The 21,978-nt window shown below is 70.5% G+C and carries 20 protein-coding genes and 1 rRNA gene; 5 read left to right on the forward strand and 16 right to left on the reverse strand.

Annotated features, from left to right (window positions below):
• Window positions 1–92 precede the first annotated feature (92 nt).
• Entirely contained in the window at window positions 93–1,451 is a 1,359-nt protein-coding gene (locus tag AC068Z_RS04610; protein WP_478552193.1) for a helix-turn-helix domain-containing protein, read from the reverse strand.
• Between the two features lie 182 nt (window positions 1,452–1,633).
• Here AC068Z_RS04610 and AC068Z_RS04615 point away from each other — a divergent pair, with 182 nt between their 5' ends.
• Entirely contained in the window at window positions 1,634–2,323 is a 690-nt protein-coding gene (locus AC068Z_RS04615) for a DUF4232 domain-containing protein (protein ID WP_478552195.1), read from the forward strand.
• A gap of 12 nt (window positions 2,324–2,335) precedes the next feature.
• Here AC068Z_RS04615 and hemB read toward each other — a convergent pair whose 3' ends face one another.
• The gene (gene hemB, locus AC068Z_RS04620; protein ID WP_478552196.1) at window positions 2,336–3,328 is read right to left on the reverse strand and encodes a porphobilinogen synthase; all 993 of its coding nucleotides are present in this window, start codon (window positions 3,326–3,328) and stop codon (window positions 2,336–2,338) included.
• Between the two features lie 328 nt (window positions 3,329–3,656).
• Between hemB and AC068Z_RS04625 the strand changes: the two genes are divergently transcribed.
• Window positions 3,657–5,042, forward strand: coding sequence for an FAD-binding oxidoreductase (locus tag AC068Z_RS04625; RefSeq protein WP_478552198.1), 1,386 nt, complete (start codon window positions 3,657–3,659; stop codon window positions 5,040–5,042).
• A gap of 51 nt (window positions 5,043–5,093) precedes the next feature.
• On the opposite strand, the gene AC068Z_RS04630 is transcribed toward AC068Z_RS04625, so the two are convergent.
• The 5 genes from AC068Z_RS04630 to AC068Z_RS04650 all read right to left on the reverse strand — a co-directional run bounded on the left by AC068Z_RS04630 (window position 5,094) and on the right by AC068Z_RS04650 (window position 10,829).
• Complete coding sequence (locus AC068Z_RS04630) at window positions 5,094–6,800, reverse strand: bifunctional uroporphyrinogen-III C-methyltransferase/uroporphyrinogen-III synthase (RefSeq protein WP_478552199.1); 1,707 nt, start codon at window positions 6,798–6,800, stop codon at window positions 5,094–5,096.
• Complete coding sequence (gene hemC, locus AC068Z_RS04635) at window positions 6,797–7,756, reverse strand: hydroxymethylbilane synthase (protein WP_478552201.1); 960 nt, start codon at window positions 7,754–7,756, stop codon at window positions 6,797–6,799. Before hemC ends, AC068Z_RS04630 begins: the two co-directional genes overlap by 4 nt.
• Window positions 7,753–9,522 (reverse strand): glutamyl-tRNA reductase, encoded by a 1,770-nt coding sequence (locus AC068Z_RS04640; protein ID WP_478552203.1) that lies wholly within the window; start codon window positions 9,520–9,522, stop codon window positions 7,753–7,755. The genes hemC and AC068Z_RS04640 overlap by 4 nt, the downstream gene beginning before the upstream one ends.
• On the reverse strand, window positions 9,519–10,283 hold the full coding sequence (locus AC068Z_RS04645; protein ID WP_478552205.1) for a redox-sensing transcriptional repressor Rex: 765 nt from the start codon (window positions 10,281–10,283) through the stop codon (window positions 9,519–9,521). The genes AC068Z_RS04640 and AC068Z_RS04645 overlap by 4 nt, the downstream gene beginning before the upstream one ends.
• A gap of 252 nt (window positions 10,284–10,535) precedes the next feature.
• Window positions 10,536–10,829 carry a glutaredoxin family protein gene (locus AC068Z_RS04650; RefSeq protein ID WP_478552206.1) on the reverse strand — a complete coding sequence of 98 codons (294 nt, stop codon included), beginning with the start codon at window positions 10,827–10,829 and terminating at the stop codon, window positions 10,536–10,538.
• 106 nt (window positions 10,830–10,935) lie between these two features.
• Between AC068Z_RS04650 and AC068Z_RS04655 the strand changes: the two genes are divergently transcribed.
• The 3 genes from AC068Z_RS04655 (at window position 10,936) to AC068Z_RS04665 (ending at window position 14,540) form a co-directional block, all read left to right on the forward strand.
• On the forward strand, window positions 10,936–11,850 hold the full coding sequence (locus AC068Z_RS04655) for an HAD family hydrolase (protein ID WP_478552208.1): 915 nt from the start codon (window positions 10,936–10,938) through the stop codon (window positions 11,848–11,850).
• 444 nt (window positions 11,851–12,294) lie between these two features.
• Window positions 12,295–13,068, forward strand: a complete 774-nt coding sequence (locus tag AC068Z_RS04660; RefSeq protein ID WP_478552210.1) for an ECF subfamily RNA polymerase sigma factor, BldN family — start codon at window positions 12,295–12,297, stop codon at window positions 13,066–13,068.
• 233 nt (window positions 13,069–13,301) lie between these two features.
• A complete protein-coding gene (locus AC068Z_RS04665; RefSeq protein ID WP_478552212.1) occupies window positions 13,302–14,540 on the forward strand; it encodes a DUF5667 domain-containing protein in 1,239 nt (412 codons plus the stop codon).
• 95 nt (window positions 14,541–14,635) lie between these two features.
• On the opposite strand, the gene AC068Z_RS04670 is transcribed toward AC068Z_RS04665, so the two are convergent.
• From AC068Z_RS04670 to rrf, 9 genes are all read right to left on the reverse strand, one after another.
• Window positions 14,636–15,679, reverse strand: a complete 1,044-nt coding sequence (locus AC068Z_RS04670; protein ID WP_478552214.1) for a lysophospholipid acyltransferase family protein — start codon at window positions 15,677–15,679, stop codon at window positions 14,636–14,638.
• 13 nt (window positions 15,680–15,692) lie between these two features.
• The gene (locus AC068Z_RS04675) at window positions 15,693–16,754 is read right to left on the reverse strand and encodes an NAD-dependent epimerase/dehydratase family protein (RefSeq protein WP_478552216.1); all 1,062 of its coding nucleotides are present in this window, start codon (window positions 16,752–16,754) and stop codon (window positions 15,693–15,695) included.
• Between the two features lie 294 nt (window positions 16,755–17,048).
• On the reverse strand, window positions 17,049–17,147 hold the full coding sequence (locus tag AC068Z_RS04680) for a 30S ribosomal protein bS22 (protein WP_003948845.1): 99 nt from the start codon (window positions 17,145–17,147) through the stop codon (window positions 17,049–17,051).
• Window positions 17,148–17,304: 157 nt separating this feature from the next.
• Window positions 17,305–17,517 (reverse strand): helix-turn-helix domain-containing protein, encoded by a 213-nt coding sequence (locus AC068Z_RS04685; RefSeq protein WP_004984898.1) that lies wholly within the window; start codon window positions 17,515–17,517, stop codon window positions 17,305–17,307.
• A gap of 129 nt (window positions 17,518–17,646) precedes the next feature.
• Complete coding sequence (locus tag AC068Z_RS04690) at window positions 17,647–18,462, reverse strand: phosphatase (protein ID WP_478552217.1); 816 nt, start codon at window positions 18,460–18,462, stop codon at window positions 17,647–17,649.
• 294 nt (window positions 18,463–18,756) lie between these two features.
• Window positions 18,757–19,932 carry an acetoin utilization protein AcuC gene (locus AC068Z_RS04695; protein ID WP_478552219.1) on the reverse strand — a complete coding sequence of 392 codons (1,176 nt, stop codon included), beginning with the start codon at window positions 19,930–19,932 and terminating at the stop codon, window positions 18,757–18,759.
• On the reverse strand, window positions 19,883–21,106 hold the full coding sequence (locus AC068Z_RS04700; protein ID WP_478552221.1) for an MFS transporter: 1,224 nt from the start codon (window positions 21,104–21,106) through the stop codon (window positions 19,883–19,885). The genes AC068Z_RS04695 and AC068Z_RS04700 overlap by 50 nt, the downstream gene beginning before the upstream one ends.
• A gap of 70 nt (window positions 21,107–21,176) precedes the next feature.
• Window positions 21,177–21,821 (reverse strand): HAD family hydrolase, encoded by a 645-nt coding sequence (locus AC068Z_RS04705; RefSeq protein WP_478552223.1) that lies wholly within the window; start codon window positions 21,819–21,821, stop codon window positions 21,177–21,179.
• 62 nt (window positions 21,822–21,883) lie between these two features.
• Window positions 21,884–21,978 (reverse strand): 5S ribosomal RNA (rrf, locus tag AC068Z_RS04710); the annotation flags it as partial.

The following is a 21,978-nucleotide window of genomic DNA, read 5'->3' on the forward strand; positions in this document are numbered from 1 at the left end:
CCTCGGTGGCGTTACGGCTCCTGCCCGCACCCTAGGGAACTAAGTGGCGCCTACAAGCAGCTTTCCGCGATTCGGACGGCCCCCTCCCGTGTCTAGCCACCCTCCCCACCGGAGGCGAGCCACTTCTCGCCGCCGAGCGGGAACTCGTAGGCGGGACGGCCGTTGTTGCCGCTCGTACGGAACGGCTCCCCGCCGTCGTCGACGACGAGCTTGCCGCTGCGGTCCCCGCTGGACCAGGCCAGCTCCAGGTACCAGCGCACGTCGTAGGCCGAGGCGTCGGCCGTGATCTTCAGGACCTCCGGGTCGGACTCGCTCACCTTGAGCGGGAAGTCCCGCTGCCCGGCGGCGGCCGCCACGATCGGCCGGGCCCCGTCGAGGGCCACGGTGAAGGGCCGGGTCGGCACGCCTCCGCCGCAGCCCACGCCCATCACGTAGTCGTTCCAGGCCAGGGGCCGGTCCTTGCTGACCACGTGCACGGTCAGGCTGTCGAGCACCACGGTCTCCTCGCCGGTGCCCTGCACGGTCAGCGTCACGAGCTGCTCCCCCGCCGACACGGCCCCCACCGCGTCGACCCAGGCGGGCGCGTCCTGCTGGAAGGGCGGCGGCGGGACCTTCGCCGCCTGCTCGTCGATCAGATAGTGCTGGGAGCAGGGGTGTTCCCAGGCGTACGGCCGGGTCGTGACGGTCAGCGGCGGCGCCGCGTCGGCCTCCGGGGCGACGGCACCGCTCTTCGTACGGCTCGCGGAGGGTGAGGCGGGCGGGGTGGTCTTCGCCTCCGGAGTGGGGGACTTGGAGGGCGGGGCCGTGGTCCGCGGGGCGTCGCTGGACGCGGCGGCGGCCCCGACGGGACGGCGACGGCCGTCCTCGCCCTGCCGCTCGTCCCCGGACAGGGGGTTCGAGGCGAGGGCGACCGAGGCGAGGACGGCGGCGACGGCGACCGCGGCTCCGGCGAGGACGACGGTACGGCGACGGAGACGGCGGCGCGGGGACGGCTCGGCGGGCCGGGCGGGCACGGGGGTGCCGTCGGGGTGGTGCGGGAGTTCGGCGACCGGGGCCGGGGCTTCTTCGGCCGGAACCTTCTCAGCCGACGATTCTTCGGCCGGCGTTTCCCCCTCAGACGCCGGCGCTTCCTCCCCCGCGACCGGCGCTTCTTCCCCCGCCACCCGCGCCGAAGTGCCCTCGGCAGCCGCCCCCTTGCGCTTCCTCATCGCATCGGCCAGCACCCACCGCCGGTGCAGCTCCACCAGTTCCTCCGGGGAGGCCTTGCAGAGGCGGGCGAGCCGCTCGACGGGCGCGTAGTCGGTGGGTACGGCGTCCCCGTTGCAGTACCGGTGCAGGGTCGACGTACTCATGTGCAGCCGTTTGGCGAGCACCCCGTAGCTGTGTCCGGAGCGGTCCTTCAACTCCCGCAGTAACGCGGCGAACCCATCTCCGGCAATGCCGTGCGACACCGTTCCTCCATCCCCCGTCATCCCGTTCCCCCGTTCCAGGGGAGGGGCGTTCTCGCACGTCAGACGTGCTGCTGGCATTCCACTGTCCCGTATCCCCCGCCGACTGCTGCGGCCGGGACAAACGATCGCACAAGCTCCCCTCATCCACAGCGAACCCCTCTCCACGGACAAGGACTTCAGCCATGCGCACCTTCCGTCACGCCCGTCTCGCCGCCGCCGCGGGCGCCGCCCTCGCCACCCTCGCCCTGACCGCCTGCGACGACGGCACGGGCACAGTGGACGAGGGCGCGTCGAAGCCGACGGCCTCGGCGTCGGCATCGGCTCCCACGACTGACCCCGCGAAGACGGAGCGCCCGGCCGAGCCGGAGGGGACGACCGCCCCCGGCCAGCCGACCTCCACCCAGCAGCCCGACGCGTCCGTCCCGTCGGACGACTCCGCCTCCGCTCAGCCGGTGACCTGCAACGGCGCGAACACGAAGGTCACCGCCCAGCCGGTGTCCCGCCCCCTGAACCACATGCTGCTGACGGTGACCAACACCGGCTCGAAGCCCTGCGCGCTGTACTACTACCCGGTGCTCCGTTTCGACGAGATGCAGTGGGTGCCGCAGGCGATGCCGGAGAGCAAGCCGCAGGCGGTGCCGACCCTGGACCCGGGTGACTCCGGCTACGCGGGCGTCCTGCTCAGCGCGGCGGACGGCAGCGGGGAGGGCGGGATGACCGGCGAGAAGCTGACGGTCGCGTTCCAGGGCCGGACCCCGAACAGTTCGGGCGGCGCGTCCGCGACCCCGGCGCTTCCGGCGAAGGGCCTGTACTACGACAGCGCGCTGTCGGTGACGTACTGGCAGCAGGAGGCGCAGGACGCGTTGAACTGAGACCGGGGCGAACTACCGCAGCTTCTGGGCCACTTCGGTGGCCCAGTAGGTGAGGATGTTCCGGGCGCCGGCCCGCTTGATCCCGGTGAGGCTCTCCAGAATGGCCCGGTCCCGGTCGATCCAGCCCTTCTCGGCGGCGGCCTCGATCATCGCGTACTCGCCGGAGATCTGGTAGGCGGCGACGGGAACGTCGACGGCGTCCGCGACCCGCGCGAGGATGTCGAGATAGGGCCCGGCCGGCTTCACCATCACCATGTCGGCCCCCTCCTCCAGGTCGAGGGCCAACTCCCGCAGGGACTCCCGCGCGTTGGCGGGGTCCTGCTGGTAGGTCTTGCGGTCCCCCTGGAGGGAGGAACCGACGGCCTCGCGGAAGGGCCCGTAGAAGGCGGAGGCGTACTTGGCGGTGTACGCGAGGATCGCGACGTCCTCGCGACCGATCTGGTCGAGGGCGTCCCGGACGACCCCGATCTGCCCGTCCATCATCCCGCTGGGCCCGACGACATGGGCACCGGCGTCGGCCTGGACCTGAGCCATCTCGGCGTACCGCTCGAGGGTGGCGTCATTGTCGACGCGCCCCTGGTCGTCGAGCACGCCGCAGTGCCCGTGATCGGTGGTCTCGTCGAGACAGAGATCAGACATGACGAGCAGCTCATCGCCGACCTCGGCGCGAACGTCCCGGAGTGCGACCTGCAGAATCCCGTCGGGATCCGTCCCCGGGGTCCCCAGGCCGTCCTTCTTGGACTCCTCGGGCACGCCGAACAGCATGATCCCGGACACCCCGGCGGCAACGGCCTCGGCGGCGGCCTTCTTCAGACTGTCCCGGGTGTGCTGCACCACGCCGGGCATGGAGCCGATGGGCACGGGCTCGGCAACCCCCTCCCGCACAAAGGCGGGAAGAATCAGATCGGCCGGATGCAACCGAGTCTCAGCCACCATCCGCCGCATGACAGCGGACCCCCGCAACCGCCGAGGCCGGGCTCCAGGAAAAGATCCATACGTCGTCATACCACTACGCTACGCCCGCCCCACACCCCCCGATGCCGACGCAATGTCGGCCACACACGGCCGCGTCGCTCGTAGCTGCGGGCAGTCGTGCCGCTGGGGCGGCACGGGTGGGCGCGGCGGCACCCCGCAAGCGCGGGCGAGCGAAACCCACCCCACCCCCGCCAACCTGCACACCCCGTCCCACCCCCGCCAACCTGCACACCCCACCCCCACAAGCCATCCTGGAAGAACAGAGGAACCCACAAAATTAGGGCCCGACGGCCAGGCACTCCGCAGAACGACACCCGACCGCCGCCGTCCCTCCGCACCGCCGCCGCCGGAGGACCCCATGACCGCCCCCCACCCCACCCCCGACCTCTTCGCCCTCTCCGAGATCCAGGGCCCGGTCCTACGCCCAGGAGACCCCGGCTACGCCGAAGAAGTCACCGGCTTCAACCTCGCCGCCCTCCACACCCCGGACGTGGTCATCGGCGCCACCGGCCCCCACGACATCGTCACCGCCCTCCGCTGGGCCTCGGCCACCCACACCCCCGTCGCGGTACAAGCCACCGGCCACGGCGCCAACTTCCCGATCGACCACGGCCTCCTCATCAGCACCACCCGCATGACGGACGTGACGATCGACCCGGAATCCCGCACCGCCACCGTCGCCGCCGGCGCGAAATGGCGCCACGTCCTGGAAGCCGCAGCCCCCCACGGGCTCGGCGCCCTCACCGGCTCCGCCACGGACGCCGGCGTCATCGGCTACACCCTCGGCGGCGGCCTCCCCGTCCTCGGCCGCACCTACGGCTACGCGGCCGACCTGGTCCGTTCCTTCCAGGTGGTCCTCCCGGACGGCACCCTGCACGAAGCCGACGCCACCCAGGAACCGGACCTGTTCTGGGCCCTGCGCGGCGGCAAGGGAAACGTCGGCGTCGTCACCTCCCTCACCTGCGAACTCCTCCCGCTCCCCACCCTCCTCGGCGGCGGCCTCTACTGCCGGGGCGAGGACGCGGAACCCCTGCTCACGGCCTGGGCGGAGTGGACCCGGCAGGTACCGGAGGAGATGTGCACGGCCTTCACGCTCCTCCGCCTCCCCCCGATCCCCCAGATCCCCGAACCCCTGCGGGGCGGCTTCTGGGCCCGGATCGCCGTGGCCTGGACAGGAGCCCCGGAGGCGGGCGAGGAGCTCCTCGCGCCGCTGCGCGCCGCCGCACCCGTGGTCGTCGACATGGTCGAGGTCATGCCGTACGCGGCGATGGACCGCATCTACCTGGAACCCCAGGACCCGCTCCCCGCCCGCGAGTCCTGCAGCCTGCTCCGCGAGCTGTCCCCGGAGGCGGTCCGCACGTTCCTCGCCGAGGCGGGCCCCGAGGCACCGGACTTCCCGCTCCTCGCGACCGGCCTGCGCCACATGGGCGGCGCCCTGTCCCGCCCGGCGCGCACGGAGGACGCGATCTGCGCGAGGGACGCCGAATTCCTCCTGGAAGCGGTGGGAGTGCTGGCGGCCCCACCCGAGGCAGAGGCGATAGAGCGGGCGACCGCGTCCCTGCACGCGGCGATGGCCCCCTACGGCACCGGCTACACGATGGTCAACATCCACGGCACCCCGGGCAGCCCCGACGACCGGGCCCGGGCCTGGACCCCGGAGACGTACACCCGCCTGCGCCGCACCAAGAAGACGTACGACCCGGACAACCTGCTCCGCTACGGCCACACCGTCACGCCCGCGTAGACGACGAAGGGCCGGCCGAGATCCCTCGGCCGGCCCCTGCGAACCGTCACATCACGTCGTCGATCGGCGTCTGCGCGCCCCCGGCCGCCGCTCGCTCGGCCGGGTCACCGGGTCCCCCGCCTCCACGGCGGCGGCCCGCCGCTTCGCGCCGAAGTCCGCCAGCGCCTCCGCCAGCTTGTGCACGGACGGCTCGGGAGCCATCACGTCCACCCGCAGCCCGTGCTCCTCGGCGGTCTTCGCCGTGGCCGGACCGATGCAGGCGATCACCGTCACGTTGTGCGGCTTGCCGGCGATGCCCACCAGGTTCCGCACGGTCGAGGACGAGGTGAAGAGCACGGCGTCGAAGCCACCGCCCTTGATCGCCTCCCGGGTCTCCGCCGGCGGCGGCGACGCCCGCACGGTCCGGTACGCCGTGACGTCGTCGACCTCCCAGCCCAGCTCGATGAGCCCGGCCACGAGCGTCTCCGTGGCGATGTCCGCCCGGGGCAGGAACACCCGGTCGATCGGGTCGAAGACCGGGTCGTACGGCGGCCAGTCCTCCAGCAGACCCGCGGCCGACTGCTCGCCCGAAGGCACCAGGTCCGGCTTTACACCGAACGCGATCAGCGCCTTCGCCGTCTGCTCGCCCACCGCCGCGACCTTGATCCCGGCGAAGGCACGGGCGTCGAGCCCGTACTCCTCGAACTTCTCCCGCACGGCCTTGACGGCATTGACCGAAGTGAAGGCGATCCACTCGTAGCGGCCCGTCACCAGGCCCTTGACCGCACGCTCCATCTGCTGAGGCGTCCGCGGCGGCTCGACGGCGATCGTCGGCACCTCGTGCGGCACGGCTCCGTACGACCGCAGCTGGTCGGAGAGCGAGGCCGCCTGCTCCTTCGTACGCGGTACGAGGACCCGCCACCCGAAGAGCGGCTTGGACTCGAACCACGACAGCTGGTCGCGCTGGGCGGCGGCGGAACGCTCACCGACCACGGCTATCACCGGCCGCCCGCCGTCGGGCGAGGGCAGCACCTTCGCCTGCTTCAGCGTCTGCGCGATCGTGCCCAGCGTCGCGGTCCAGGTCCGCTGCCGGGTCGTCGTACCGGCGACCGTGACGGTCAGCGGGGTGTCCGGCTTGCGGCCGGCGGCCACCAGCTCGCCCGCCGCCGCGGCGACGGAGTCGAGGCTCGTCGACACCACCACCGTCCCGTCGGAGGCACCCACCTCCGTCCAGCACCGGTCCGACGCCGTGCGCGCGTCCACGAACCGCACGTCCGCGCCCTGCGCGTCGCGCAGCGGCACACCGGCGTACGCGGGCACGCCGACCGCGGCCGCGACACCGGGCACCACCTCGAAGGGCACCCCGGCGGCGGCGCACGCCAGCATCTCCTCGGCGGCGTACGCGTCGAGCCCGGGGTCCCCGGACACCGCACGCACGACCCGCCTGCCGCCCCGCGCGGCCTCCATGACAAGATGTGCCGCATCCCGCACAGCGGGTGCCCCAGCGGTTGTTGACGTGCCGTCAACAACCGCTAGCTGAGGCGTGCCTGTGCCCGGAACCGGGTCCGACGAGGGATCCGGATCCGTGTTCACGACGGACACGCCCGACCTGGCGTGCACGCGGACGACGTCGAGCACCTCGTGCTCGGCGACGAGTACATCCGCGTTCGCCAGCGCCTCCACGGCGCGCAGAGTCAGCAGTCTCGGATCCCCGGGTCCGGCACCCAGGAAGGTGACGTGCCCGTGTTCGAGGCCGGCGGTAAGGGCGGTGGGGCTCACTGTGCTCGCTCCCCCATCAGACCGGCCGCGCCCTGGGCAAGCATCTCGGCGGCGAGTTCGCGACCGAGCGCCAGCGCCTGGTCGTGCGTCTCGGGCACGGGACCGGTGGTGGACAGCTGCACCGTGCGCGTGCCGTCGGTCGTGCCGACGACGCCACGCAGGCGCATTTCCTTGACAATCTGCCCGTCGGCCAGCAGGTCGGCCAGCGCGCCCACAGGGGCGGAGCAGCCGGCCTCCAGGGCGGCGAGCAGTGACCGCTCGGCGGTGACGGCGACCCGCGTGAACGGGTCGTCGAGCTCGCCGAGCGCGGCGATCAGGTCCGCGTTGTCCGCGGTGCACTCGATCGCCAGGGCCCCCTGGCCGGGGGCGGGCAAAACGGTGTCGACCGAGAGGAAGTCGGTCACTTCGCCGATCCGGCCGATGCGGTTCAGGCCAGCGGCGGCCAGCACGACGGCATCGAGCTCACCGTCCCGGACGTATCCGATCCGCGTGTCGACGTTCCCTCGGATGGGCACGGTCTCGATGTCCAGCCCATGGCCGCGGGCGTACGCGTTGAGCTGCGCCATCCTGCGCGGCGAACCGGTGCCGATGCGCGCCCCGCGCGGCAGGTCGGTGAACTTCAGCGCGTCCCGCGCGACGATCACGTCCCGCGGGTCCTCGCGGACGGGGATGGCGGCCAGCGCCAGCTCGTCGGGCTGCCCGGTCGGCAGGTCCTTCAGCGAGTGCACGGCGAAGTCGACCTCGCCCTTGAGCAGCGCCTCGCGCAGCGCGGTGACGAAGACGCCGGTGCCGCCGATCTGGGCGAGCGCCTCCCGGGAGACATCGCCGTACGTGGTGATCTCGACGAGCTCGACGGGCCGTCCGGTCACCTGGCTCACGGCGTCCGCCACCTGCCCGGACTGGGCCATGGCGAGCTTGCTCCGCCGGGTCCCGAGCCTCAGTGCCTTGTCTTTCATGCCGGCCCTCGGTCTTTCTCGGTGCTGTCCTCGGCCCGGGAGACGGCGGCCACCGTCTCGGGGTCGAGGTCGAACAGGGTCCGCAGCGCGTCCGCGTACCCGGCGCCGCCGGGTTCGGCTGCGAGCTGCTTGACCCGTACGGTCGGCGCGTGCAGGAGCTTGTCCACGACGCGCTTCACGGTCTGGGTGATCTCACTGCGGTGCTTGTCGTCGAGCCCCGGCAGCCGCCCCTCGAGCCGGGCGATCTCCCCGGCGACGACATCGGCGGCCATGGTCCGCAGGGCGACCACGGTCGGCGTGATGTGCGCGGCCCGCAGCGCGGCCCCGAAGGCGGCGACCTCGTCGGAGACGATACGACGCACCAGATCGACGTCGGCCGCCATCGGAGCGTCCGCCGAAGCCTCGGCCAGCGACTCGATGTCCACCAGCCGCACCCCGGCCAGCCGGTGCACGGCGGCATCGATGTCCCGGGGCATGGCGAGATCGAGGAAGTACAGAACGGGCTCGGGCCGCGACACCTCGACGACCGCCTCGGGCTTGCGCCGCTCGGGGATCCGGCCGACGGTGGCGGCAGCGGCGGCGAGTGCGCCGATCAGTTCGGCCTCGGCCTCGGCCGTACGACGACCCGCCTCGCGGCGCTCGACGGCTCCACCGGCGACCCAGGCGGCATGCTGCTCCAGCGTCGCCGCATCCATACCGGCCACAGCGGCCTCCCCCATGACGGAGAAGCCAGGCTGCACGGCAGCCAGATCGAGCGGACAGTTCTCGTCGTCCGCACCACCCGCGTAGCCCGCGGCGCTCTGCCGGGTCACTTCACCCGCGTAGCCTGCGGGCAGTCGTGCCGCCGGGGCGGCCCCCGCAGCCACAGAGGGCGGCACCTCGTCAGCGCCGGGCTGCGCGTCCGACCCCTGGTCGGCCCCAGCCTCCGGCACCCTGCCCTCAACAGCCGCCGCGACAGCCTCGGCAGTCAGCACAAGCCCGGTCGCCCCGGTACAGGACACCGCGACGTCGGCACGTGTCAGTTCGCCCGCCACCGAATCCATCGGCACCGCACGAGCCAGCCCCGCCGACCCCTCGTTCAGAATCTCCGCCAGCCGCTCGGCCCGCTCGGCCGTACGGTTCGCGATCACGACCTCGGCCACCCCGGCCCGCGCCAGCGTTGCCGCGGCCAGCGAGGACATCGACCCGGCCCCGATGACCAGCGCCCGCTTCCCACGCGCCCAGTCCTGCACGGCCGTACCACCGGAGAGCTGCTCGAGCCCGAAGGTGACCAGCGACTGCCCGGCCCGGTCGATACCGGTCTCGGAGTGCGCCCGCTTGCCGACCCGCAGCGCCTGCTGGAACAGATCGTTCAGCAGCCGCCCGGCCGTGTGCAGATCCTGCGCCCGTGCCAGCGAGTCCTTGATCTGGCCGAGGATCTGCCCCTCGCCCACGACCATCGAGTCGAGCCCGCAGGCCACCGAGAAGAGGTGGTGGACGGCCCGGTCCTCGTAGTGCACGTACAGATAAGGGGTGAGCTCGTCCAGCCCGAGACCACTGTGCTGAGCGAGCAGCGTCGACAGCTCGGCGACACCGGCGTGGAACTTGTCCACGTCGGCGTACAGCTCGATCCGGTTGCAGGTCGCGAGCACCGCGGCCTCGGTCGCCGGCTCCGCCGCGACCGTGTCCTGCAACAGCTTCACCTGCGCGTCAGCACTCAGCGCCGCCCGCTCCAGCACGCTGACCGGGGCGCTGCGGTGGCTCAGCCCTACGACGAGAAGACTCATGCCGGCATCACGGCGGGTACGTCCCCGTCGGGCCCTTTGTCGCCGGACTCGCCGCGCACGGCGGCGACCGGAGCGGCGCCGTCGTTGGCCGCGGCCTCCTCGCCGGCCTTGCGCTGCTCGTGGAAAGCGAGGATCTGCAGCTCGATGGAGAGGTCGACCTTGCGCACGTCGACACCGTCGGGGACGGTCAGCACGGTCGGCGCGAAGTTCAGGATGGAGGTGACCCCGGCGGCCACGAGCCGGTCGCAGACCGGCTGGGCGGCACCGGCGGGAGTGGCGATGACACCGATCGACACGCCGTTGTCCTGGATGATCTTCTCCAGGTCGTCGGAGTGCTGCACGGGAATCCCGGCGACGGGCTTGCCGGCCATGGCCGGGTCGGCGTCGATCAGCGCCGCGACCCGGAAGCCGCGCGAGGCGAACCCGCCGTAGTTGGCCAGCGCGGCGCCGAGGTTACCGATACCGACGATCACAACCGGCCAGTCCTGGGTCAGCCCCAGCTCGCGGGAGATCTGGTAGACGAGATACTCGACGTCGTAGCCCACCCCGCGCGTGCCGTAGGAGCCCAGGTAGGAGAAGTCCTTGCGCAGCTTGGCGGAGTTGACGCCCGCCGCGGCCGCGAGCTCCTCGGAGGAGACCGTGGGTACCGAGCGCTCCGACAGTGCGGTCAGCGCGCGGAGGTACAGCGGAAGCCTGGCGACGGTGGCCTCGGGAATCCCTCGGCTACGGGTCGCCGGTCGGTGAGTTCGGCCAGTTGCCACGGTGCTCCTGCGGGTAGAGCGGGGCTGCAGGCGGTCACACGTCCCCAGACCGCCCCGTCGAATGCAGGCTATGTCTTTGTGAACGCGTGCACAAAGATGGTGTCCGATTTGCCCGGCCAACGTGACCGGGGTCACGCGCCGCTGCCTCATGGCCCACACGGGGGTCAAAACCGAACACTCTCCTCAACGATCCCCACCCCCGAGACCAGGTCGCCGACGATCCTAAGTCAGTTTCCGAGCAAGTTGGACTGGTCAGTCAGTGCCCGAGAGGGCGGCGCGGAGGCGGTCTTCGTTCACTCGCCAGAAGGTGTGCTGTTCACCGTCGACGAGTACGACGGGGATCTGTTCCCAGTACTGGTCGTGGAGTTGGGGATCCTGGGTGATGTCCTTCTGCTCCCAGGGGACCCCGAGATCACCGCAGACCTTCTCGATGATGATCTGTGCGTCATCACACAGATGGCAGCCGGGCTTGCGGATGAGGGTGACGAGCCGGTCCTCGGGCACCTTGGCCGGCTTGCGGCGAAAGATGGGACTCATGTCAGCCATTCTCGCGCGTGTACGCGCGCGTGTTTAACGGCGCGGTCGCGCAGAGTTCACAGGCTCCCAACCTCTCGACTCCGGAAGCTCCGAACGGAATGGCTATGCTCACGCCATGGCCGCTCTCGGATGGCTCACTCCCCGTAGGCGCTCCGCCACGGCGCGAAGCGTGTTGGCAGGCGAGGCCTCGGCGGAGGCAGCGCGCAAGTCGGTGCCGGAGTCCCTGCCGGCGGAGGAACCGGAGTTCCCGGTCCTCGGCGACGACAGGGCAGCCGCGTTCTTCGACCTCGACAACACCGTGATGCAGGGCGCCGCGCTCTTCCACTTCGGCCGGGGCCTGTACAAGCGGAAGTTCTTCGAGACCCGCGATCTGGCGCGTTTCGCCTGGCAGCAGGCGTGGTTCCGGCTGGCCGGAGTCGAGGATCCGGAGCACATGCAGGACGCCCGGGACTCGGCGCTGTCGATCGTGAAGGGCCACCGGGTCTCCGAGCTGATGTCGATCGGCGAGGAGATCTACGACGAGTACATGGCGGAGCGGATCTGGCCGGGGACGCGGGCGCTGGCGCAGGCGCATCTGGACGCGGGCCAGAGGGTGTGGCTGGTGACGGCGGCGCCGGTGGAGATCGCGCAGGTGATCGCGCGACGGCTGGGCCTTACGGGTGCACTGGGCACCGTGGCGGAATCCGTGGACGGCGTCTACACCGGCAAGCTGGTGGGCGAACCGCTGCACGGCCCGGCGAAGGCGGAGGCGGTGCGCGCGCTGGCCACGGCGGAGGGCCTGGACCTCTCCCGCTGCGCCGCGTACAGCGACAGCCACAACGACATCCCGATGCTGTCCCTGGTGGGCCACCCCTACGCGATCAACCCGGACACCAAGCTCCGCAAGCACGCCCGCGAACTGGACTGGCGCCTGCGCGACTACCGCACCGGCCGCAAGGCCGCCAAGGTCGGCATCCCCGCGGCAGCGGGCGTCGGCGCGGTGGCCGGCGGCACAGCGGCGGCCATCGCCATCTCCCGCCGCCGCCGCTGACCCGCGCGACACGCGCACGACGTGGGGCAGGCCCCGCCGGCGCGGGCGAGCGTGGACCCACCCCCACTCGAACCCCGCACGACCGCGGCTGACGCAACACAGCCCACCTCTGATCACCCACAGGCCGCACCACCCGAACCCGGCCAATCCCCACGCCGTACCCCAACAACCCCCTGTCCAGTCACCTTGGCTGCACACGGCCACAACACACCCCGGACCCGGCCGAAAGCCGATCCCTTTTGATCAACAAACGATCACTGTAGGGCACTTGATCGACCGTCATTCGGTTACAGAAGCGACGTAATCGATGATTTGAGCAACTGGGTGTAGCAGCGCCTGTACGAAGCGTTATTCTCCTCAGACGCAATCCGGTACCCCTCCGTCGCTACGACGGGTGAACGGTCCCGTACTGCACGTGATGGAAGCTCTGCCTCTGGGAGTCCCGTGTACCCACACGTCGGGGTTGACGCCTCGGGCCTGGCTACGCTGCGCGCAACGGTCCAAGACCTGTTGCGCGGCTTCGTCCCCACCGCGTACGCCGTCCCCACCCTCGCCGTAGCCGCCGCCCCCGTCGGCCCGTGCTACGCACTCGCCGACGGCAGCGCCGCCGTCGGCAGACGGGGGCGCTCGGCCGGCGCCACGACCGCCCGGCGCCCGGCCGCGGACAGCGACAGCGCCCGCATGATGGATCTCGTCGAGCGCGCACAGGCCGGCGAGGCCGACGCCTTCGGGCGGCTCTACGACCAGTACAGCGACACCGTGTACCGGTACATCTACTACCGGGTGGGAGGGAAGGCCACCGCCGAGGACCTCACCAGTGAGACCTTTCTGCGGGCCCTGCGGCGCATCGGGACCTTCACCTGGCAAGGACGCGACTTCGGCGCCTGGCTGGTCACCATCGCCCGCAACCTCGTCGCGGACCACTTCAAGTCCAGCCGGTTCCGCCTGGAGGTCACGACCGGCGAGATGCTCGACGCCAACGAGGTCGAGCGCTCGCCCGAGGACTCGGTGCTGGAGTCGCTCTCCAACGCGGCCCTGCTGGACGCCGTACGACGGCTCAATCCGCAGCAGCAGGAGTGCGTCACGCTCCGGTTCCTGCAAGGGCTGTCCGTCGCCGAGACGGCGCGCATCATGGGGAAGAACGAGGGTGCGATCAAAACCCTCCAGTACCGGGCCGTACGCACGCTCGCCCGGCTCCTCCCGGACGACGCCCGTTGATCACACACGCTCAGTAGTACTCAACTAGCTGTCGGTGAAAGTCCGTTGACTCCCCGATCCGATCATCCGCCGTCCGTAACCCAAGTGCCGCGACGCTCGTTGTGCGGGATGCAGGCTCCCTGTGGTCACTACCCGGCCGCCTCCGATCACCCGATCGTGTGGATGCGGTCCGGGGGTGCAACCCTCAGGACCCCCTGGGGAGTCGACCGTCATGACGAGAGGAGGTGCCGCCAGTGATCGCGAACGTATCGGCGCACCGGCGGGCGAACGCCTTCGCCCTGGCCCTGGAGGAGCAGTCCGACCGGGGCCCGGCGGCCGAGCAGTCCGAAGGACCGGCACCGGCCCCGGCGCTCGCGGAACAGACCGAGCAGGGCCGCCTGTTGGCCCTAGCGTCCGGTCTCGGCGAGCTGCCCAAGCCGACGCTGGATCCCGAGGTCAAGGTCGTCCAGCGGGCCCAGCTCGTGGCCGCGATGGAGGCCATGCTGCTGGAGGGCGCAGGAGGCGGGGCGGACACTCCGGTACCGGAGCAGCGCTCCCACCGGGCCCGGGGCGCACACCGGGCGAGCCCGCTCGGCAAACTGCGGCCGCGCTCCCGGCTCACCAAGGGCCTGGCCGCGGGCGGCCTCAGCGTCGGCGTGGCCGCCGGCGCCTTCGGCGGCGTCGCCGCCGCCAGCGGTGACGCCCTGCCCGGTGACTCGCTCTACGGCCTCAAGCGCGGTATCGAGGACTTCAAGCGCGGGCTGGCCGACGACGACATCGAGCGCGGCCAGGTCTTCCTCGACCAGGCCTCCACGCGGTTGAGCGAAGCCCGTCGGCTGATGGAGCGCGACCGCGCCGGCCACCTCGACCACGAGTCCCTGGGCGAGATCCGCCGCGCCCTGTCCGGCATGCACCACGACGCCTCCGAGGGCCACCGGCTGCTCTCCGCGGCGTACGAGGCCGACCCGGACTCGCTCGGCCCCATCCAGGCGCTGTCTTCCTTCTCGCGCTCGCACCGCGACGCCTGGGGCGCCCTGCGCGACCGCCTCCCCGTCCAGCTGGGCGACGTCGGTGAGCAGGTGTCGTCGGTCTTCGACGCCATAGACGAAGACGTCGCCCCGCTGCAGTCCCTGCTGCCCGAGCCCCCGGCTGCGGGCGGCGGCGGTGACGGCAGGCGGCAGGGCGGTTCGGGTACGGCGTCCACCGGCTCGTCGCCCGGTACGGACCGCTCGACCCCGAGCAGTGGCAACAGCGCCCCCGGCGGCCGCCATTCGAGCAGCGGCAGCCCCAGCAAGTCCGCGGGCGGTTCCACCGGCGAGGACGACGGCCTGCTCGGCGGCTCCACCGGCGGTCTGCTCGACCCGCCGCAGAACACCGGCAGCACCACTCCGCCGACCAGCAACACACCGGTCCCGGAGCCGGATGTGACGCTCCCGCCGCTCCTCCCGGGCCTGCTCCCCGGGCTCGGCATCGACGGCGAGGACGTGGACTAGGCGGTACGGCGACGGGGGCGCCCTTCCTGATGATCAGGAAGGGCGCCCCCGTTGCCGTATAAACGTTTCTTCTGCCCGCTGAGGCCGCGAGCGTCCTAGAAGAAGACCGACCTGCGCTGCACCAGCAGCTTGTAGAGGGTGTGCTGGATCTGTTCCCTGACCTGGTCGGTCAGGTTGAACATCAGCATCGGGTCCTCGGCCGCCTCCGGCGGATAGCCGTCCGTGGGGATCGGCTCGCCGAACTGGATCGTCCACTTCGTCGGCAGCGGGATCGCGCCCAGCGGGCCGAGCCACGGGAAGGTCGGGGTGAGCGGGAAGTACGGGAAGCCGAGGACCCGGGCGAGCGTCTTGGCGTTGCCGATCATCGGGTAGATCTCCTCCGCGCCCACGATCGAGCACGGGATGATCGGCGCGCGCTGCCGCAGCGCGGTCGACACGAAGCCGCCACGGCCGAAGCGCTGGAGCTTGTAGCGCTCACTGAAGGGCTTGCCGATGCCCTTGAAGCCCTCCGGCATCACCCCGACCAGCTCGCCCTGGCCGAGCAGCCGCTCGGCGTCCTCCGCGCACGCCAGCGTGTGACCGAGCTTGCGGGCCAGCTCGTTGACCACCGGCAGCATGAAGACCAGGTCCGCCGCCAGCAGCCGCAGATGACGGTCGGCGGGGTGGTTGTCGTGCACGGCGACCTGCATCATCAGGCCGTCCAGCGGCAGCGTGCCGGAGTGGTTGGCGACGATCAGCGCCCCGCCCTCGGACGGGATGTTCTCGACGCCCTTCACCTCGACGCGGAAGTACTTCTCGTACACCGGCCGCAGCAGCGACATCAGGACCTGGTCGGTCAGCTCCTCGTCGTAGCCGAAATCGTCGACCTCGTAGTCCCCGGTGAGGCGGCGGCGCAGGAAGGACAGCCCGCCGGCGATACGCCGTTCCAGTCCGCCGCCGTCCCGCGGCTCCGGCTTCTCGTCAGTCACCGGTACATCATCCTGCGAGATCGCCGCTCCGGGCAGGGGCTTGACCTCGTGCACCAGCGCGGGCTCCATGCCCTTGCGCCGGCTCCCCGCGCTCCGGCGCCGCGGCGGCCGGGGTACGGCGCCCCCGCGGGACCGGTCGTCGTCGAACGGAATGACCTTGGCATCCGCCATCGTGATGCGCTCCTCAGTTGGCGCTCTGCGTCGGGGGTTGGCCGCTGCCCGGGAGGGACAGCGCGGCGATCCGGTCGACGGCCCCCTCGAGGGCCTCCGGCGGGAGCAGCCCGGGTCCGCGGCTGTGTGCGAAGTCCGCGAAGGTCTCCGCGGTCGTGTATTTCGGCTGGAATCCGAGCGTCTCACGCATCTGGTCCGTCGCCACGACCCGGCCGTGGGTCAGCAGCCGGATCTGCTCGGGCGAGAAGTCCGTCATACCCAGCGTGCGCACCAGCGATCCCGCCCAGGTGACGGCGGGCAGCAGCAGGGGCACGGTGGGCCGGCCGAGCCGTCGCGAACACTGCGACAGCAGCAGGACCCCGTCGCCGGCGATATTGAAGGTGCCGCTGTTGAGGGTGCCCCGCTCGGGCTCGTGCGAGGCGATCCGCAGCACCTCGATCACATCGTCCTCGTGCACGAACTGCAGCCGCGGGTCGTAGCCGAAGACGGTCGGCAGCACGGGCAGCGAGAAGTACGCGGCCAGCGGAGTGTCCGCGGTCGGCCCGAGGATGTTGGCGAACCGCAGCACGCACACGGCCACGTCCGGCCGCCGCCGGGCGAAGCCGCGCACATAGCCCTCGACCTCGACGGTGTCCTTGGCGAAGCCACCGCTGGGCAGGGACTTCGGCGGAGTGGTCTCGGTGAAGACGGCGGGATCCCGCGGCGCCGACCCGTAGACGTTCGTGCTGGACTTGACCACCAGCCGCTTCACGGTCGGGGACTTCTGACAGGCCCCGAGCAGCTGCATGGTGCCGATGACGTTGGTCTCCTTGACCGTCGTCCGGCTGCCACTGCCCAGCGCCGTGCCCGTCACGTCCATGTGCACGACGGTGTCCGCGGCCGTCTCGGCCAGGACCCGAGCTATGGTCGGCTGCCGGATGTCGGCCTGGATGAAGTCCGCGCCGCCCAGATGATGCTCGGGGGGTACCGCGTCCACGGCGACCACTCGGTCCACCTGTGGGTCACGCTGAATCCGTCGTACGAACCGGCCCCCAAGTTGACGGGCCACTCCGGTCACGAGCACGACCTTGCCCAAGATCAGCGCCTTCCTTCCAGGAATCGTCCAGACCTGATGTTCCGCTGCTCGTTACCCTGCCGGGTTCCCCGTGTGCGGCCAACTTAGCGGGTCGATGTTGCGCTGTGATGACCACCCAATGCATGAAGTGACGACATCCCCGAACGTACGAACAGACCAAGCCATCCGGGTGTCCAGGCATACGCACGGAATCCGGCCCGCCGCACGAACGGCCGCGAAAACGCGCGTGGCCCCCCACCTGAACCGGTGGGGGGCCACACACACGCTCTCGCGGCTCGCGTCGCGCGAAGTGTCTTACTTCTTGTTGCGACGCTGAACGCGCGTGCGCTTGAGCAGCTTGCGGTGCTTCTTCTTGGCCATCCGCTTGCGCCGCTTCTTGATAACAGAGCCCACGACTACCCTCGCTCACTTCTCATCACTCGGTGTTTGGGCGCCATGGGCCCACACGACCTACGAGGGGCTAGCCTACCCGCCCGAGCGCTGAGGTCGTAATCGAGGTGAACGAGAGGGGTCCGCCGATGCTCTGAGGACCCCCTCGCCCGTGTCGCCATCAGGCGGTTTCCACCCCCACATAGCTCTCGCGGAGGTACTCGTGTACCGCTTGCTCGGGGACGCGGAAGGACCGCCCCACCCGGATCGCGGGCAGATGACCGCTGTGCACCAGCCGGTACACGGTCATCTTCGACACTCGCATCACCGAGGCGACTTCCGCCACGGTAAGGAACTGAACCTCGTTCAGAGGCCTCTCGCCAGCTGCAGCCATGACACACCTGAACCTTCCGCACTCGACGGCCACCGGCTTCCCCTTCCGGTGACTCTTCGTCGCTGCGTGCTCACTCCCCAATGTAGGGGCGGGTGATGCGAGTGGGGAAGAGGTGCAGCCATCGGCGACCTACTGTGACAGACACGCTCGATTGAGTACGTAGCGGGTCAGCGGCCTGTAGTAATCAGACCGCACAGCGTCATCAAGTGGAACGACGACGGACACGACCCCCTCGGCCTCCCCCACAAAGAGCGCGGGGTCATCCGTATCCGCGAGCCCAATGGCCTCAAACCCCAGCTGACCTGCCCCGCAGACCCACCCGTGATCCCCGATCACCAGCTCCGGCAAGGGCCCGCCGGCCTCGGCGGCCGCGGCGAGCGCGGTACGAACCGGGAGGGGTGAATGGGAGTGTGCGCCGGGCTCACAACCGGAGCTCACCCGGTCCGGATCTCGCACCAGCGCGACTCCTCGTACGTAGTCAAGGTTGTAGGTGCGTAGACCGAACTGGGTCGTTATGTCGACACAGCGACCCTGCGCCGGTGTGAGTACGGCACATCCCGCCGCCGAGAGAGCGTCCGCGAGGGCGGCGTAGAAACCGAGCAGCCGGTGCGGATGCCCGGTGCCGAGCAGCACGGGACCGCTACGCCGGGCGACGGCTCGGATCCGCGCGGAGAAAGCATCAAGACCGGCGACGGTCCGCTCAGGATCGATCACATCATGCCCGTCGACGCGCGACGGATCATTGGAAACCCCGCATTTGTCGGCCATGAGCGCCACCAACTCGGCCTGCCCCCAGCCCGCTTGCGGATCGATCCCGATCAACACCCGCGGATCCCGGGCGGCGAACAGCCGATAACTCCGCAGACTCGCCTCCCGCGAGGTAGCCACAACGCCGGCAAGCCGAGCGGCAACGAGATGAGCCCGCAGAGCCCCAATGGACAACACGAGTCCGATGCTGACGCACGATCCCAAAGGGGGCTGACAGAACAGAGGAACTCCGCACGGTTGGCGTAACGCAACCACTGAGGGCGGTGCAGGGGCGCCGGTCCGGCAATTTAAGCCCGTCCGGCGTTTGAGGACGAGGCCCCTTCAGGGCCGACGGGGGTCCAGGGGGCGGAGCCCCCTGGGTGCGGGGTCGAAGGGGCGGCAGCCCCTGGAGGATGGGACGGGTAGGGGCGGCGGGGGCGAAAGAAACAACGCCGACCACGGGCACCGCACCCGACGACCCCCACCCCCCACCTACGCCAACAACCCCCGCAACGGAAACACCGCCCGCCGAGCCGCCAGCACAGCCTGATCCAACCGATCCGCAGGGTCGTACCCCGCCTCCCAGGCCCCCCACCCCACAGGCCACCGCCCATCAGTCATCCGCACAGGCGCCAACTGCCGCGTACGAGCGAACACTTCCTGCCGCCACCCCTCAGGAATCACGGCCTCAGGAGCAATCTCCCGCCCCGCGGCAATCCCCACCAGATGCGTCCAGGACCGCGGCACCACATCCACCACGGCGTACCCCCCACCCCCGAGCGCCACCCACCGCCCGTCGGCGTACTCATGCGCCAACTCATGACAAGCCACCTGCACAGCCCGCTGCGCATCCAACGACACGGCCAAGTGCGCCAGGGGATCCTCGAAATGCGTATCGGCCCCATGCTGCGTCACCAACACCTGCGGCCGAAACTCAGCCATCAACTCCGGCACCACAGCATGGAACGCCCGCAACCACCCCGCGTCCCCGGTCCCCGCCGGCAACGCCACATTCACCGCCGACCCCTCCGCGTCCCCAGCCGCCCCGGTCTCCTCCGGCCACCCGGTCTGCGGAAACAACGTCCGAGGATGCTCATGCAGGGAGATCGTCAGAACCCGCGGATCCTCCCAGAACGCGGCCTGCACCCCATCCCCGTGATGCACATCCACATCCACGTACGCGACCCGCTCCGCCCCGAGCTCCAGCAACCGCGCAATCGCGAGCGACGCGTCGTTGTAGATGCAGAACCCCGAAGCACCCCCGGGCATCGCATGATGCAACCCACCCGCGAAGTTCACCGCATGCAGCGCCTCCCCCCGCCACACGGCCTCCGCGGCCCCCACGGACTGCCCCGCGATCAGCGAGGACACCTCATGCATCCCGGCGAAGGCGGGATCATCAAGCGTGCCCAGCCCGTACGACCCATCCGCGCCCCCAGGATCGGCCGACGCCGCCTTCACGGCCGAGATGTAGTCCTCCCGGTGCACGAGCCGCAACGTCGACTCCCCCGCGGCCTTCGCCGCGACGACCTCCACGTCCCGGTCCAGCCCGAAGGCCTCCACCAGTCGACGCGTCAGGGCCAGCCGGACCGGATCCATCGGATGGTCCGGACCGAAGTCATAGCCCGTTACTGCCTCGTCCCACATCAGCTGTGCGCGGCCGCTCATGCCCGCCACCGTATCGGTCCGGTTGAGCGTCGAACGAGCGGGCGTACACAAGCGTCACCAGCACCAACACCATCGGCACAAGCATCGCCCCGCGATAGCTCCAGGCGTCTCCCAGCGCCCCCACCAGGGCCGAACCGATCAAAAAGCCCACATAGTTGAACACATTCAGCCGGGCAACAGCGGCATCCGAAGCCCCCGGGAACAACCGCCCGGCCGCCGCGAAGGTCTGCGGCACCAGCACACACAACCCCAGCCCGAGCAAGGTGAACCCCAGCATCCCCACCCAGGCCCCGGGCGCCCCCGCCACGACCGCGAACCCACCGGCGGCCACCACAGCCCCACACCGCACCACGGCCACAGCCCCGAACCGCCGTACCCCGTAGTCCCCGATGGCCCGCCCCAACAGGGTCGTCACCATGTAGACGTTGTACGGCACAGTCGCCAGCGCCTCACTGCTCCCCAGCACGTCCTCGAGGTACTTCGCACTCCAGTTGGAGACGGTGGAGTCCCCGATATAGGCGAAGGTCATCACCAGGCACAGCGGCAACAGCAGCTTGAACCCCACGCCCCCGGCAGAGCCCCCACCCGCCACATCCCGCACCGGCTCCGGCTCCGGCTCCCCGTCGACGTACCACCGACTCCCCACGAACACGGCCGGCAGCAGCACGACGACAACAGGCAGATACGACACGAACAGCGCGAAGTCCCACCGCGCCCCCACCCAGGCCAGCGAGGCCCCGAGAATCCCGCCCAGGCTGTACGCGGCGTGAAAACTGAGCATGATGCTGCGCCCGTACGACCGCTGCAGGCTCACCCCGAGCATGTTCATCGAGGCGTCCAACGCCCCCACGGCCAGTCCAAACACCCCGAGCGCGACGGCCAGCCCGACCATCCGGTCCCCCGCCGCCACCCCGAGCAGCGCCAGGAGCACGACCGGCTGGGACCACCGCAGCACCCGGCTCGGCGGCACCCGCTTCACCAGCCGCTCGGTCGCCACACTCCCGACACCGGCCAGAATCGGCACGGCCGCGAGGAAGGCGGGCAGCAGCGCGTCGGAGACCCCGTACCGGTCCTGGATGGCCGGTATTCGCGTCACCAGCAGCGCGAACGCGACGCCCTGAGCGAAGAAGCCGAACGCCAACGAGGCCCTGCCACGCCGCAGCACATCAGTCATGGCGGCGAGCGTAGGGCCCCGGCGTACTCGTGGGTAGATCCAGCCAAAGATGAATTTCCTTCAGCTTTGCTCAGACCAGCAGATCGAGCAACTCACCCATGTCGGAGAAGAGTTGGTTGGCCCCGCCGAGCTTGGCGGCCGGCGTCATGGCGGTGAACCCCAGCACATCCATCCCAGCGGCCTGAGCCGCCTGCACCCCCAGCGGGCTGTCCTCGACGACCACGCACCGCGCGGGCTCGACCCCCATCCGCTCGGCCGCGTACAGGAACAGATCCGGCGCCGGCTTCCCCCGCCCCACATCCTGCGAACTGAAGATCCGCGCGTCCGCGAACCACCGGTCCAGCCCGGTCTTCCGATGCCCCACCCGAATCCGCTCATGGCTCCCGGAGGAGGCCACACAGTACGGCACCCCGTCCGCGGCCAGCTTCTCCAGCACCTCACCGGCCCCCGACACGGCCTCCAGCTCCTGCTCGAAGGCCGCGAACACCCGCCCGTGGAAGACGTCGTCGAACTCCTCGGGCAGCCGCTGCCCCGTGCGCTCCAGAACAAGCTCATGGATCCGGTGCATGGCGGACCCCATGTAGTCCCGGATGGACTCCTCGTACGACGTCGGATGCCCGAGCTCGGTGAGATAGCCGGCCAGCAGCCGGTTGGAAATGGGCTCACTGTCGACGAGCACGCCGTCGTTGTCGAAGATGATGAGTTCATAGCGCATGACAATGAGCCTAAACGCAGAAAACCCCCGTGCCGATGGCACGGGGGTTTTCCCTAAAATTTGTTCGGCGGCGTCCTACTCTCCCACAGGGTCCCCCCTGCAGTACCATCGGCGCTGTAAGGCTTAGCTTCCGGGTTCGGAATGTAACCGGGCGTTT

This window comes from Streptomyces sp. NPDC043726 (assembly GCF_056436565.1).